Here is a 14,122-nt window from a genome sequence, read left to right on the forward strand (position 1 = left end):
CGGATTTTGGTTTCGATTTCCAGCGCCAACTCGGGGTTGTCGAGCAGCAGGGTTTTCACGGCTTCGCGGCCTTGGCCGATTTTGGTGTCGCCGTAGTTGAACCACGAGCCCGACTTGGCAATGATGCCCATGTCAACGCCCAGGTCGAGAATCTCGCCTACTTTGCTGATGCCTTCGCCGTAGATGATGTCGAACTCAACCACTTTGAACGGTGGTGCTACTTTGTTCTTCACCACCTTCACCTTGGTGCGGTTACCGGTCACGTTGTCCTTGTCTTCCTTGATCTGGCCGATCCGACGGATGTCGAGGCGCACCGAAGCGTAGAATTTCAGGGCATTACCACCGGTCGTGGTTTCGGGGTTACCGAACATCACACCGATTTTCTCACGCAGCTGGTTGATGAAAATGCAGCAGCAGCCGGTCTTGTTGATGGTACCGGTCAGCTTACGCAGAGCTTGGCTCATGAGGCGAGCGTGCAAGCCCACTTTCGAGTCGCCCATGTCGCCTTCCAATTCGCCTTTCGGTACGAGGGCGGCTACGGAGTCGATAACGATGATGTCAATGGCACCCGAAGAAATCAGCTGGTCGGCTATTTCCAGGGCTTGCTCGCCGTTGTCGGGCTGCGCGATAAGCAGATTTTCGGTGTCGATTCCTAGCTTCTCGGCGTAGCTGCGGTCGAAGGCGTGCTCGGCGTCGATGAAAGCGGCCATGCCACCTTTCTTCTGAGCTTCGGCAATGCAGTGCAGCGTGAGTGTAGTTTTACCCGACGATTCAGGGCCATAAATCTCAACCACCCGGCCGCGGGGCAAACCCCCGATGCCCAGCGCAATGTCGAGGCCTAGTGAACCGGTGCTGATAGCCGGAATATCGACAACTTTGTTGTCGCTCAGCTTCATGACCGTTCCTTTGCCGTAGTTCTTATCGAGCTTGTCCAGCGTGAGCTGAAGCGCCTTCATTTTTTCGGCTTGTGGATTAGCAACCTTATCGGCTTTGTCAGTGGTAGCAGCCATTAGAATAGGGTTTGGGGGAAATGCTTAGGTTTGGTGAATGTAGGCGTTTTAGATTGCCTGCGCAACCCAGAAGTGGCTTTGCAACGTGCCAAGCTACTCTGTTTGGGGTAGGCTAGTGTTAACGCCACTAACCTATATTTTGTCCCCACAATGCTAAAAATTTTCGTTGAATTTAGGGAAATTTTTCCGTGCTAAAAATTTTGGGAAATAGCTCGCTTTCTACTGCCTTGATACTGACGTTGGTAGGCTGGTTGGGAGGCGTAAATGTGGCGCAAGGACAACTGAATAATCAGGCTTTTTTGTATCGGCTGCCAATTAAGCCAGAAAACGCCGGGCAGCTTCGGGTGGCGGTGCAAGGATTTTTGTTCTCCAAAGACAACGAATATTTCAACAAAATAAACGAGGGAAAAACTCTTTACGGTACGCAGCTTGCTCCTCGTCTGGTTTACTTTCCTAGTGCTAATGTGCGGTTGGAGGCTGGTATTTTTCTCTACAAAGATTACGGTACGCCCCGTTTACGGCAGGTACGACCGTTGTTCACTGCCAAGTATCAGAATGGCCCCCACAGCTTGTTGTTCGGCAACATTGAGGGGCAGTTGAACCACGGCTACATAGAACCCTTGTTCGATTTTGAGCGAGTAATGCTGAACAGGCTAGAAGAGGGCATGCAGTACCGGCTGCAAGCTCCGCGTCTGCAACTCGATGCCTGGGTTGACTGGCAGCGGCAGCAGTACAGGTTCAGCAATTTCCAGGAAGAGGTGGCAGGCGGGCTTACTTCGGAATTTACGGCGTATCAGGATTCGGCGGGCTGGCGTTTAGGAGTGGTGCCGTTGCAGTTTCTAGGTATTCACCGCGGCGGTCAGCTTGACACGGTTGATATCTCGCTGCAAACGCTGTTCAATTTTGCTGCCGGCCTGCGAGTGCGCCGGAAGTTGACCTCCGAGTTTGTCAGGGCACTGTACTTCGACGGCTACGTCACACGCTTCACTGATTATTCTTTCGACGAAATATTGCCTTATAAGCGGGGCACCGGCTTGTACCTCAACGCCAGCGCAGACACGCGCCTCGCCACCATAATGGTTAGCTATTGGTCGGGCAATGGGTTTGTGGCGCCGCAAGGGGGAAAGCTCTATCAATCCATTTCCAGTACCGTCGGCAACCCCAACTACACAGAACGGCAGCGGCAGCTAGTGATTTTGCGTTTTCTTAGTGACTTCCACTTGCCCGGCAACGTGACACTGACCAGTCGTTTCGAGCCTTTTTATGATTTGCAGAACAAGCAGATAGAATTTTCATTCGGAGCCTACCTGAACTTCAATTATGAGTTTCTACTAGGAACACTCCGGCAAGGTGACTAAGCCTTGTTGAAAGGTGAATCTGCTTCTGCAAACAGCTCATTTTAAGTTGTTAATCATAAAATGAGCTTTGATCTTCACGTAGAACATCATTCTAAGCCCAATGTGACTGCTCGCTATTAAGGGCTTGGACGGACGCATACGGTTACGATGCCGCGTCGAGGCGGTAATGCATAATTTCTGTTTCCGGACTCCGCAATGGCCAAAGACGTCGCCGAGTACTGACGGGGCGAAACCCAGTGGCTTCGGCCACGGCCAGACTGCGGGGATTGTTGCGGCGGCAGCGTAGGGTTAGGTAGCGGGCTTGCAGGTATTCTCCGAAACCGAATTGCACGGCGGCGGCCAGGGCTTCTCGTGCGTAACCCTGGCCTTCAGCATGAGCAGCCAAATAGTAGCCTACTTCAGCACTTACGGGATTTTGTAAGGTGGGCCGTAAGCTAATATCGCCGAGGTAAGCGGCGGTTTCGCGGTGCCAGATGCCGAACACGTAGAGGCGGCCGGTGCGCCAATCTTGGGCGAATTGCTTGATGGTGCGGGTGGCGTCAGCCAGGGTTTGAACGGAGGCTACGCGGGCAGGAAAGGAAGGCTCTAGGCGCCGGCGGTTCTGGTCGAGCACGGCAAAGAAGTCAGCTTCGTCGGTGGATTGGTAGGGGCGAAGCGTAAGGCGGGCGGTAATAAGCGGCGTGAGGGGCGGGGGCAAAGCGGCGTGCATGATTTTGGGAAAGCAATGCAATACCTACGCACAGCAACGCATAAGCGTCGAAAAAAGACACGCCTGAATACTTGGTAGTAACTCTGCCTATCAGATGTCGTTAGCTGTCAAAGCTATGCTGCCACACGTTTGCATGGGCAGCAGCGGCAACTGTTTTACTCGCTCAATTTCTTTTACACTTAGCTATGAGACGACTTGAAGGAAAGGTGGCCATTGTGACCGGCGGAGGCGCCGGCATTGGTGAGGCCATCTGTAAGAAATTTGCCAACGAAGGCGCCGCTGTCGTGGTGGTTGGTTTGGAAAGTGACCCGGTTCGGAAAGTAGTGGACGAAATCCAACTGCGCGGTGGCATAGCCGTGGGGTACCTCGGCGACATTTCGCACGAAGCAAATGCCGAGGAGTGCGTGCAGCTTGCCATCGGAGACTTTGGCAAGCTCGATATCCTCATCAACAACGCGGGCGTGTTTCCGGCTACTTCCGAACTCGACAAGTACCCGGTAGATGCTTTCGAGTACATGATCAAGAACAACATCTACTCCAACTTCATGATGACGCGCGCTGCGCTGCCGTATTTGCAGAAGAGCCGCGGCAACATTGTGTCGGCGGGCTCGGAGGCGGGCTGGATGGGCATTGCTGAAAACACGCCCTACGGCGGCACCAAGGCCTTTATTCACGCCTTCATGAAAGGCGTCTCCACCGAGCAAGCCAAGCACGGCGTCCGCGCCAACTGCGTCTGCCCCGGCCCCGTCGATACAGCTTGGACGCACAAGGAAACCGGCCCGATGAGTGCCAAGATGGAAAAGCAAAACCTCGATGGCCCGCCCCTAGGTCGCCGCGGCACGCCTGAAGAAGTGGCCAACGTGTACTTGTTTCTGGCCTCCGATGAAGCCAGCTACGTAACGGGCGCACTCTACTTCGTAGACGGCGGCATCACCAACTCCAAAGGCACCCCCGGCGCCGATGTGCCAAGCCACCTGCGCCGCGAACCACAAGGCGAGCTAAACCTAAAGCACGCCAAAGAAGGCAACACCAAAATCCGGGAGGAAGCTGCCGGCACCATGGTAGCTACCGACTAATCTGCTGTATTGATTCAGCTAGAGTGATTGGGTTTAGTTTATGACCCGGCGGAAAGCCCGTAGTATAAAACAAAAGCGGCTTGCCACATGGCAAGCCGCTTTTGTTTTCACTCGGCTGCGGAATCGATTATTTATGAACTTCTGCTTTCTGTAACTCGGCACCAATGCCAGAGCGGTACTGCGGAGGGCTGCCCAACGACTGCTGAATGCGCATGACGTTCACTTGCCGGGCTGCTTCATTGAAGAACTCGAGGCGACGAATTAGCATTTCCTTCACCAACACACGGCCTTCGGGCGTGCGCATCATAGCGCGCTTGTCTTCCAGAATGCGGCGCATGATAACTTCAGTTTCCGATTCGCGCTGCAGGTATTGCGCCTGAAACTCGCGCAGCCGCTCGAGCCCTTCGGTGGTCAAGCGGAACTGCGCGCCCCCTTGGTTTAGCACCTCGCAAAGCACATATACCTCGAGAGGCAACGACGTATTCAGGGCAGTAGTGCGCAAGTCGAGGCCAGCCGCTAAGGCATCAAGAATGATAAAGATGTTGCGCTCGAATTGCTGATAGTAGGCAGAGACTTCCACGTCATTTCAATTATGAATTCTAAATTCTGAATTAGCAATTATGAGTGGCACGCATGGCCAATTCAGAATTCATAATTCACAATTCAGAATTCGGTTAAAGGAGTTCTTTCACGATTTGCTCTACCGATACGTTTTCAGCTTCGGCCTTGAAGTTGCGGACCAAGCGGTGGCGCAAGATGGGCAGGGCTACGGCTTTCACGTCTTCGATGTCGGGCGAGTATTTACCGTTGAGTAAGGCATTGCACTTGGCGCCTACAATGAGGTGCTGCGAAGCGCGCGGACCCGCGCCCCATTCCAGAAGCTGCGTGGCGCGGGCGGCGCCCCGGTCGGTGTTGGGGCGGGTTTTGTGTACGAGGCTCACGGCGTATTCCACCACGTTGTCGGCTACGGGCACGCGGCGCACGAGGTGCTGGAACGCCTGAATTTCGTCAGCGTGCAGAATCTTGCTGATTACGGGTTTGGTATCGGACGTAGTGTTCTTCACGATTTGCAACTCGGCCTCGTAGCTCGGGTAGCCTAGCTCGATATTGAACATAAATCGGTCGAGCTGTGCTTCGGGCAGGGGATAGGTGCCTTCTTGCTCGATGGGGTTTTGGGTGGCCAATACGAAGAAAGGCCGCTCCAATGGGTAGCGCCGGCCGGCAACCGTCACGGCGTACTCCTGCATAGCTTCGAGCAGGGCCGCCTGCGTTTTGGGCGGGGTCCGGTTGATTTCGTCGGCCAATACAATGTTGGCGAAGATAGGGCCCTGCACAAACTGGAAGTCGCGCTGCTGGGTGAGCGTCTCGGAGCCGACGATGTCAGAAGGCATCAGGTCCGGGGTGAACTGCACGCGGTTGAACGAGAGGTCCAGCGAGTCGGCAATGGTTTGGATGAGCAGGGTTTTGGCCAAGCCAGGCACACCGACCAACAGGCAATGGCCTTGCGAAAATACGGCGGTGAGCACCAGCCGCACTACCTCGTCTTGCCCAATAATCACTTTGCCGATTTCCTTGCGTAGCGTCTGGTACGATTGAGCCAGGGCGTCGGCGGCTTCTTTATCAGAAGAAAATGTGCGCATTCTATAGAGGTTAGAGGCTGATTGTTGATTGTTAAGAATTGCGAAAAAATGGTTGATTGTCACGCTTGCCGTTCGGGCAAAGCAACAATCAACCATTCAACAATCAGCAATTAATTTACCGTATTCAGCAGCTTGCAGCCACTGTACTGCGGGTCGACTTCAATGAAGACACTGCCGCGGTTCTTTTCAAACCACTCATCCAGCGCCTTGTTTTTCTTCTCCGACAAAGCGGCCTGCGCCAGCTTTTGGTAGTCGTCTTTGAAGTTGGCTTGGTGAGGCGGCGTATTCGATTTCAGCCAGATAATGCGCATGGCGTCCTTGCCGTCGTCGGTGCGGTAAGGCATGGGGGGCGTGATGTGGCCCACTTTCATAGTATCGATGGTGAAGAAGATGGCCGGGTCCAGCTTGTCGAGGGGCAGGTAGGTGCTACCGTCTTCCCGATTCTGAAGCAAGCCACCATTCGCACCCGACTGCTTGTCGTCGGAGTTGTCTTTGGCGGCTTTGGCAAACGTGATGCTGTCGGCAAGGATGCGGCGGCGCAAGGTGGTAAGGTCCTTGGCGGCTTCGTTCACGTCGGTGCTGCCGGTGGTGGGCTTGATCAGGATATGGCGGGTACTGTACTTATCGCCTTTGCGCTCAATCAGCTGAATAAGGTGAAAGCCGAATTGTGATTCCACTACCGGCGACATCTGGCCGGGCTCCAGCCGCAACGCCGCCGCCTCATACTCGGGCACCAACTCTTTGCGCCCAAAAAAACCTAAATAACCACCTTGGGCGCCTGAGCCGGGATCCTCGGAGAATTGCTTGGCCAGGGTCTCGAAACTTTCGCCAGCCAGAATACGGCCCCGCAAGTCGTTGAGTTTAGCCAGAGCCGCCTGCTTAGCGGTGGTGTTTACTTTGGCAAACTTGATGATCTGCCCAACTTCCACTTCGGTGGAGTAGTAGGGGAGGCTGTCTTTGGGAATGCGGTTGAAATACTGACGTACTTCGCGGGGCGTTACGGTCACTTTGCCGGAAATTTGATCCTGCATTTTCTGCTGAACCAACTGCTCTTTCACTTGTGGCCGTAAGTCCTCCTTAAGCTGCTTGATGGGCTTGTTGTAGTACTCCTCTAATTTTTTCTCTGAGCCAATCTGCTGAGCGAAGTAGTTCATGCGGCGGTCCAGCTCGTCTTTCACGCGCGAGTCTTCTACCACTACCGAGTCGGTTTCGGCTTTGGCCAGCAGTAGCTTGTTGAGGGCCAGGCTTTGCAGCACGCGGCATTGCAGGTCGGGCGGCAGGGGCTTGCCTTCGGCCCGGGCTTTTTCCTGCGCTATAATAGCCTCCAAGTCGGAGCGCAAAACAATCTGATTGTCGATTTTGGCGATGATGCCATCTACAATCGTTTGGCCGACGGGGCGGCCAATGCCCAATTGGGCGTAGCTGGCGGTGAAGGTACCAGCCAGCAGCAACACGGTCAGCAGGGCCGCCCGTTTCAATGCACTAATAGAAGGAGTCATGGGATGATTCAAGGGGTACGTCCGGTACCGAGCAACAATATTACCGAACCAGGCAGCTAACAGAACGCAAAAAGCCACGCGTAAATTTCAACATAAATCCTTACTCCGACAAAAACCACTTGGTATCCAGATTCAAAGCAAGGAGACAGGAATCTGTTGTCGCGTTGCATGACCGTTACGACAACAGTGTGAAATGCTGAAAAGGCTTTCGGCGGTAGAGAATTAGAGAACAGTAAGTGCCATTAATACAGCAGCATTCTGTGCATTAGAGTGGCTGTCATTCCTCTCGCCGCTTGAGGCGCGGAATCTCGGAATGACAGTTGATGCTATCTGTTTGATTTTAGAGGACTTGAATCAGCACCAAACAAAAAGCCCCGGCTGAAACCGGGGCTTCCTTGTGCAAGTCAATTATTACTTGGTTACCAGCTTGTCTACTTCGGCGGTATTGATTTGTACCGGGTGCTTGCCGCGGAGCTGCGTTATCCACTCTTTTTCCAGGTAGTTCTGGTAATCGGAAGTGGCGAGGCCGCGGGCTTCGGCCAGGGTTTTGGGGCCAGCGGGCAGCACTTTGTCGATGACAACCGAGTAGTAGCGGCCGTCTTTCTGCACGTCGTAGGAGCCGGGGCCGCGGCTTATCAAGTCGTCTACTACTTTATTATCGCCTTTGGCAAACGCCTTCTGCGTGATTTGGACCGACAGCGGGTTTTGTGCGTTTAGCTGCTCTTCCAAGGCCGCCGTGTTCGAACTGAATACAGCAGGAGTTAACGTATTGGCGCTAGATACTTTGGCCTGGGTGGTTTGTTTGATGCGGCCAGCCGGTACGCCTTTGCCAGTGAGGTAAGTGGCTACGGCCGCTGCCCGTCGTTGCGCAATAGCAGCTGTTTCTCCTTTCTTGAAGCGGCCAGTTAAGGTCACGCTTAAGGCGGAATCAGCTTGCATGGCGGTGGCTAAGTTGTCCAGCGTCAGGCTGGAGCTTTTGGTAATCTTGTCGGTATTAGCAGTAAAGCTAATGGGTTGCGGTGCCAGACGCGGTACGGCATAGCGGCCACCTCGGAGCTGCTGCCGGGCCTGCGTTAGTATTGTGGGCGAGGCCGCGCTGATAACGGTGCCCTGCACCCGGGTTTCCCACTGGTATTTAGCTTGGTTCTCGGTGAAGTATTTCTGCAAGCCCACCGAGTCTTCAATGGCTTTGCTCCACACCTTTTCGTCCATGAGCTGGAACAGCAGAATACCGTCGCGGTACTCTTTCACCAGCATCCGGTAGTCCTCATACTTGTTTTCGAGGTTGTTCTTCTCGAAATCAGTTAAGCTTTGCTCTACGTACTGGTCGTAGAGCTGCTGGGCTACAAACTTCGGCTCGGCGCCGGGGCGGGGCCGTTGATTTTGCTGCACGTAGGTCAGGAAGTCGGCTACGGTGTAGGCTTTGTCTTTGATGGCGAACAATCCGGACTCCGCTACTCCGCTTTGTTTTTTGCCGGATTTCGAAACTTTTATCGGGTTGACAGGTGCCGTGTACTTGAAGCGGCCATTTATCACGGAGGTATCTATCCGCGCAAAGGCTTCTGCTTTTCCTGCGGCAAATTCCCGGAAGTTATTCTCGGTGCGCACGCGCTTCAGGAAAGCCGTCTTGTTCAACTCAGAGCGCGAATCCTTGGCCACTTTGCTTTTCAGCGTTGGCTCCATGGCCTCGAACGTGGGCACCGGCTGCTTCTCGATCAGCTTGATAACGTGCCAGCCGTAGGGGGTTTGCACAGGCGCCGATATCTGCCCCGGCGTCTGAAGCTTGAAAGCCACTTCCTCGAACGAAGGAATCATGCGGCCCGTACCAAAGGGCGGCAACTCGCCTCCGTTGGCGGCCGAGCCGGCATCTTCCGAAAACTGCGCCACCAGCTTCTCCCAATTTTCTTTGCGCTGGGTGAGGCGGTTGTACAGCTCGTCAATCTTCTTCTTAGCCGTCACCGAATCGGCTTTCGGCATGTTGGGTGTAGCCCGAATCATAAGGTGCGCCACCTTGATTTCGCCCTGAGCGGGCTGCACATCGTTCACCTTGATCAGGTGGTAGCCGAAGCGCGTCCGAACCGGCTGCGACACTTGCCCAACTGGCGTTTTGAAGGCGGCCGTCTCGAACGGATAGACCATCTGCATGGCCGTGAAATAGCCAAGCTTGCCCCCATTTTCGCGGGCCGAAGGGTCTTCGCTCACTTCACGGGCCACCTGCTCGAAGTTGGCGCTACCGCTTACGCGCTGGCGCAGCGCCATAACTTTTTGGTAGGCGGCCAGCGTATCGGCGGGCGTGGGCTCGGCGGGCAGGCGCACCAAGATGTGAGAGGCATTCACCTCTTTGCTCATCCGATCGTAGGCTTCCCGCACCAGCTGGTCGGTTACGCTTTTCTCGGTGAGGTAGGGCTGGGCCAACTGCTGCTTGTAGCCGTCCAGCTCGCGCTTGAATGCCTGCGTAGTGTCGAGGCCGCGCTGCTCGGCTTCTAGCACCTTTAGCTTGAAGTTGGTGTACAGGTCCAAGTACTCCGTCACGCTGGCGCGGGTGCCGTATTCGGGGGCGGAACTGTTGTTTTTGCGATAAACGTAAGCAAACTCCCCGGCTGGTACCGACGTGGTGCCCAGCGTTTCGATAGCAGGTTGTTTGGCAGTGGTAGTGGGTTTGGTAGCCTGACAGGCGGCCAGTAGCGCGACGGCCACAGTGCCGGCGTACAAAATGCGTTTGTGCATATAAGAAATAAGAAACTGCAATACGCAGCAATAGCCCCCCAAAGTCGACTGGGCGTAGCGAACTGCCTGTTGCAATTTTACGTAATTTTTTTGGGCCACTAACTAAATTAACCGGTCATCTAGTGCAGCAGGTTCTTGCTTAAGCCATAGACCTGCCCTTCAGGAACAGGGTCCTTTTGCATTCATTCCAGGCCCTGTCAACCTCCTCGCTGGCCTTTTCGTTCGGCTTAGCTTGGGTGTATACTCTCGCATACCAGCTAACTCCCACGAAATAGTGACGCAGAGTTAGGTATCTCGATGAGAAGCTCAACCACGATAAACAGGGCAGGAAAGAGGCTCCTGAAGCGGATGCTAGCTCAGGGCAGCGGTTGGGCTAAGCTCTTATACAACCGGCAGACGTTCTGGCTGCCATTAGAGGTAAACTCCACCCGATCCATGATGCGATTGACCAACGTCATGCCCACGCCGCCTCTTTTGCCGCGACGGATATACTCTGGAAGGTTGGGCTCTTGATAAGTGGACGGATTGTAGTAAGTGGCGGCGTTATCGAATATCTCGATAGCAAATAACTGATCGTCAACGTCAATAGCTATGTCGAGGAACTGCGACTCGTCTTCGCCGTTGGCATGGATGATAAGATTGGCAACTACCTCGTCAACTGCGAGTACAATTTGATTGAGTTGCAGGTTCGACAGGTCACAATCTAGCAGGGAAGCCGTGACAAAGTCACGGACAGCCTTCAGGTTGCCTCGGCTACAACTGATCCGAAGTGCGTTTTTCATCCCTGCTGCTAGTTCAAGATAAGTTTAGACGGCCGTGGCTTCTGCTTCCGATGGCACAATGGTCATCAGCGTGTCAAGCCCAAGAATTTCAAATACGTTGTACACTTTGTCTTGCATGTTGAAGAAAACCAGCTTCACACCCGCATCCTGAAACTGCTGCAAGTGGGAGATGAAAACGCCCAAACCTGCTGAAGAAATGTAGTTCAGTTGCTTGCAGTTAATGAGTACTTTCTGGAACTGAAGCGTTTCGGGCTTGGCTAACTCGGTATCCAGCAATACGGAGGAGCTAGCATCTAGCTCACCGTCAAGAATTAGGGTGAGCGTACCGTCGGAGGAATGTTGAGTTATTTTCATAAGGTCAGGGTACGTCAATTCAAGGTGTCGGGTTGAGAGGATTTGAACTTGACGACTAGCAACGTTTGATCGTCGTGCATAGGCTGGCCGGCGCTGAACTGTGCTAGGTCGGCCAGAATGTGCTCTTTGATTTCATCGGCTTCCATCGAGAAGGTTTGCTCTAGCATGTAAAGCAGCCGTTGCTCACTGTATTCCTCTTGCTCGGCGTTGCGCGCTTCCACAATCCCGTCGGTATAAATCACCATCACATCGCCGGGGTTGTAGTCGTAGAACTGGTTTTTGATGTGTTTCTCGTACGACTCGTTGCGAATGATGCCTAAACCGAGCCCCGTGGTTTGGAAATAGGACACTTCCTCTTTTATAGAGTGATAATAGAGGGTATGGCAGTGCCCGGCCCGCGCGAAAACGAAGCCCGCATTTTCGTAGTCGATAATATAGAGCGAGGCAGTAATGAAGGCCGAGCGCTCCAGGCAACGCGACAATGCCGTGTTGGCTTGCGTCATGAAGCGGCTCGGTACCGGAAACTTTTCGCGCTCCGAGCGGGCCAAGTGGTTTTCCTGCATCAGCGCGTGGAAGATGCCCTTCATCTGGGCTACGTGGAAGGCCGCCGTTACGCCCTTACCCGATACGTCGCCAATAAGGATAGCCAACTGGCGGCCCGGCAAGTGCAGAAAATCGTAGAAGTCGCCGCCTACTTCCTTGGCTGAGGCCGCATAGGAACTGATGTCAAACCAGCTGTCGATGGGCAAATTTTTCGGAATCAGACTGTCTTGCACCGCCGAGGCAATCTTCAACTCTTCCTGCACCCGCTGGTTTTCCAGCGAAATATGCACTAGCTGTAGGTTCTCGATGCTAAGCACCGTCTGGCTCGCAAAGGTCTGCAGAATGCTCAGGTTTTCGCGGTCGAAGCCGTAGCGGTGCTCCTTCAGCATGTACAGCGCCCCGTACCGACGCTTAGCCGAGCGCAAGGGCATCACAATCAACGAGCTATACGGTAGGTTCAGCTCGCGGAAGCCACTGCTGTTTACCAAGTCATTGTTGAGGTATTCGATGTGGTGCAGCTTGTATTCTTGCAGTAGGTGTTGCACTCCCTCGGCCTGTTCCGGCGACACCCGGTAGTGCTGCACAGCAACGGTGCCATCATCCCCTTCGAGCGCCAGCCAAGCCGCATCGGCATCCATGGTTTGCACCGCCGAATCAAAGAGCATAGCATATACTTCCTCTTCGCTCTGACCTTTTTGAATCAGCTGCGTCAGGCGCTGCATACTCAGAATCTCCTCGCGCTTCTGTTCGAAAACGCCGGCCGTAGGCAGGTTGAAGATGGTCACCATCAAGCCCATAAAGGCATAGAAGGTGCCGAAGAAAGCATTCAGGAGCAGGAAGGCGTGCTGCGGGGCCGGGGCCACCAGCTTCAGGTCGTTGCGGATGCGCAGGAAATAAGCCACGAACACCGTCATGGCTAGCATAATGGCGAGCTGCAGCAATACGGCTTCCCATTTCTGGCGGCGGTTGAGGTAAGCCACCCACTGTTGGTTGCCGCTCAAATACACCCCGAAGGCACCTAGCCCCCCCAGAATTACATAGTCGATTGGGTGCGGCGGCACCCAATCGAGCAAGCGGAAAAGCAAGGTAAAGCCGAGTAAGATTTCAAACCACCCCCACTGGCGTTGCACGCGGGGCGAGGCCCGAAACAGTACCAAGCTGCGCCAGGAGTAGTTGGTATACGCCAGAAACACCACAAACAAGGCCAGATTGACCGTGTAGATGCAAGCAAAAAAAGTTTGGTCGTCGGTGGGCAGCTTCACCTGAATGAAGCGCTCGATTAGGTGCAAGCCCACGCAAGCAGTAGCCAGCATACCCGGGCCTAGTACCAAGCGCCGAAGTAAGCCCACAAAATCGTTGCCGTGCAGCGGGTCGGGACGGCCACGTTGGAAAATGAAGACACCGGCGGCAAAAGCCGCTTGCGCAACCAGGGTTATCCATTCGGGCCAAGGGCCGCCGAGCAGTTCGGCGGCGCGGCCATTGGTGTTGCTTAGCGTGCTAAGTAATAGCAACAGCCAGCTAAGGACGGTGAAGAAAAACGTAACAGCTTTCAGCTTCTGGCGAAAGGGCATAGAGTATGAAACAGAGCCGCCTGGTAGGTAGAGCAAGGATACTCAAACAGAAACGGACCGCTAAGATATAAGTGCGGCAGGAATATTGCGGCCTGCTCGCCTTTACCAAGTCTAGGTAAAGTTTTTCTTTAAAAAATAAAAGTCAGCAACCGTCGAGGTTATTGACTGGAACGGTAAGTATGGAACGGTAAGTAATTTCGAAAGAGGGAAAACTGTTTTAAGCTAGTACCGACGCTCGACACATGGTAGCGAAGATGCCTGACAAGCTTGGCGCACCCACTCACGAGCATCCTGCGCCGAACTAAAGTAAACCGTTTCCAATGGAGCGTAGCCGTTTTGTTCGCTCCCGCTCATGATGTTGTAGGTGCTTAGGCGGGTAAGCGCGTCGTTGGAAACAACTATGGCCAGGAACTCGATACCTAAGGGCCGGAGCTGGTATAGCCATTCCGTTTTAAGCCATTCCTCGTCTTCGGGACAAATGACGTGCATGTGCATCATGTTGGCAATCCAAGCGCGCGCTTGCTGCTGCTGCGCTACTTGCAGACCTTTTTGCACACCCACTCGCACCTCATTTCCCTGCGTGCGGCCCCGCCATTCCAACTCAACGGAATGAAGTAACGGCTCGTGGTGGATGTACAAGTAAGGAGAAGTGAAAACGCGCATGACAGGAATAGCATCTGGGCTAAATCAACCACTAAGATAAAGGATTACCTATATACTTGCCAGACAAATAATGCCTAGAGCATTGACTCCTTCTTCCATAGAAGTGTGTCATGAATGGCACCACGACGCGGGGTTTCCATTCGTCCGCATCGTTGGAGTTTTGCTCCGTTAAAAGATGCCAAGTACTGCG

At 54.0% G+C, this 14,122-nt stretch carries 12 protein-coding genes; 2 read left to right on the top strand and 10 right to left on the bottom strand.

The genetic code is table 11. The annotated features are described in order from the left end of the window. Positions 1-1,010 (bottom strand): recombinase RecA (gene recA, locus VF639_RS17980; protein ID WP_331147317.1); only part of this gene is annotated, 1,010 nt, incomplete at its 3' end. A 227-nt stretch (positions 1,011-1,237) separates the two neighbouring features. Between recA and VF639_RS17985 the strand changes: the two genes are divergently transcribed. Then, positions 1,238-2,368 carry a hypothetical protein gene (locus tag VF639_RS17985; RefSeq protein ID WP_331147318.1) on the top strand — a complete coding sequence of 377 codons (1,131 nt, stop codon included), beginning with the start codon at positions 1,238-1,240 and terminating at the stop codon, positions 2,366-2,368. A gap of 142 nt (positions 2,369-2,510) precedes the next feature. Here VF639_RS17985 and VF639_RS17990 read toward each other — a convergent pair whose 3' ends face one another. Then, entirely contained in the window at positions 2,511-3,077 is a 567-nt protein-coding gene (locus VF639_RS17990) for a GNAT family N-acetyltransferase (protein ID WP_331147319.1), read from the bottom strand. Between the two features lie 185 nt (positions 3,078-3,262). Between VF639_RS17990 and VF639_RS17995 the strand changes: the two genes are divergently transcribed. After that, on the top strand, positions 3,263-4,153 hold the full coding sequence (locus tag VF639_RS17995) for an SDR family NAD(P)-dependent oxidoreductase (protein ID WP_331147320.1): 891 nt from the start codon (positions 3,263-3,265) through the stop codon (positions 4,151-4,153). Positions 4,154-4,280: 127 nt separating this feature from the next. On the opposite strand, the gene VF639_RS18000 is transcribed toward VF639_RS17995, so the two are convergent. The 8 genes from VF639_RS18000 to VF639_RS18035 form a co-directional block, all read right to left on the bottom strand. Continuing rightward, the gene (locus tag VF639_RS18000; RefSeq protein WP_331147321.1) at positions 4,281-4,733 is read right to left on the bottom strand and encodes a hypothetical protein; all 453 of its coding nucleotides are present in this window, start codon (positions 4,731-4,733) and stop codon (positions 4,281-4,283) included. Positions 4,734-4,827: 94 nt separating this feature from the next. Continuing rightward, positions 4,828-5,793 (bottom strand): AAA family ATPase, encoded by a 966-nt coding sequence (locus VF639_RS18005; protein WP_331147322.1) that lies wholly within the window; start codon positions 5,791-5,793, stop codon positions 4,828-4,830. Between the two features lie 110 nt (positions 5,794-5,903). Further along, positions 5,904-7,292, bottom strand: coding sequence for a peptidylprolyl isomerase (locus VF639_RS18010; RefSeq protein ID WP_331147323.1), 1,389 nt, complete (start codon positions 7,290-7,292; stop codon positions 5,904-5,906). A gap of 411 nt (positions 7,293-7,703) precedes the next feature. Beyond that, the gene (locus tag VF639_RS18015) at positions 7,704-10,019 is read right to left on the bottom strand and encodes a peptidylprolyl isomerase (RefSeq protein WP_331147324.1); all 2,316 of its coding nucleotides are present in this window, start codon (positions 10,017-10,019) and stop codon (positions 7,704-7,706) included. Positions 10,020-10,375: 356 nt separating this feature from the next. Continuing rightward, complete coding sequence (locus VF639_RS18020; RefSeq protein ID WP_331147325.1) at positions 10,376-10,801, bottom strand: ATP-binding protein; 426 nt, start codon at positions 10,799-10,801, stop codon at positions 10,376-10,378. A gap of 24 nt (positions 10,802-10,825) precedes the next feature. Further along, positions 10,826-11,155 carry an STAS domain-containing protein gene (locus tag VF639_RS18025; RefSeq protein WP_331147326.1) on the bottom strand — a complete coding sequence of 110 codons (330 nt, stop codon included), beginning with the start codon at positions 11,153-11,155 and terminating at the stop codon, positions 10,826-10,828. A gap of 14 nt (positions 11,156-11,169) precedes the next feature. Further along, positions 11,170-13,269 carry a PP2C family protein-serine/threonine phosphatase gene (locus tag VF639_RS18030; protein ID WP_331147327.1) on the bottom strand — a complete coding sequence of 700 codons (2,100 nt, stop codon included), beginning with the start codon at positions 13,267-13,269 and terminating at the stop codon, positions 11,170-11,172. 222 nt (positions 13,270-13,491) lie between these two features. After that, positions 13,492-13,932, bottom strand: a complete 441-nt coding sequence (locus tag VF639_RS18035; protein WP_331147328.1) for a hypothetical protein — start codon at positions 13,930-13,932, stop codon at positions 13,492-13,494. Positions 13,933-14,122 lie beyond the last annotated feature (190 nt).

This window comes from Hymenobacter sp. (genome assembly GCF_036387835.1).
Classification (GTDB): domain Bacteria; phylum Bacteroidota; class Bacteroidia; order Cytophagales; family Hymenobacteraceae; genus Hymenobacter.

Excerpts from the sequence above, each read along its gene's own strand:
- VF639_RS18010 (WP_331147323.1), bottom strand. The coding sequence starts at position 7,292 with ATGACTCCTTCTATTAGTGCATTGAAACGGGCGGCCCTGCTGACCGTG.
- VF639_RS18030 (WP_331147327.1), bottom strand. The coding sequence starts at position 13,269 with ATGCCCTTTCGCCAGAAGCTGAAAGCTGTTACGTTTTTCTTCACCGTC.
- VF639_RS18035 (WP_331147328.1), bottom strand. The coding sequence starts at position 13,932 with ATGCGCGTTTTCACTTCTCCTTACTTGTACATCCACCACGAGCCGTTA.
- VF639_RS17990 (WP_331147319.1), bottom strand. The coding sequence starts at position 3,077 with ATGCACGCCGCTTTGCCCCCGCCCCTCACGCCGCTTATTACCGCCCGC.
- VF639_RS17995 (WP_331147320.1), top strand. The coding sequence starts at position 3,263 with ATGAGACGACTTGAAGGAAAGGTGGCCATTGTGACCGGCGGAGGCGCC.
- VF639_RS18015 (WP_331147324.1), bottom strand. The coding sequence starts at position 10,019 with ATGCACAAACGCATTTTGTACGCCGGCACTGTGGCCGTCGCGCTACTG.
- VF639_RS18020 (WP_331147325.1), bottom strand. The coding sequence starts at position 10,801 with ATGAAAAACGCACTTCGGATCAGTTGTAGCCGAGGCAACCTGAAGGCT.
- VF639_RS18025 (WP_331147326.1), bottom strand. The coding sequence starts at position 11,155 with ATGAAAATAACTCAACATTCCTCCGACGGTACGCTCACCCTAATTCTT.
- VF639_RS18005 (WP_331147322.1), bottom strand. The coding sequence starts at position 5,793 with ATGCGCACATTTTCTTCTGATAAAGAAGCCGCCGACGCCCTGGCTCAA.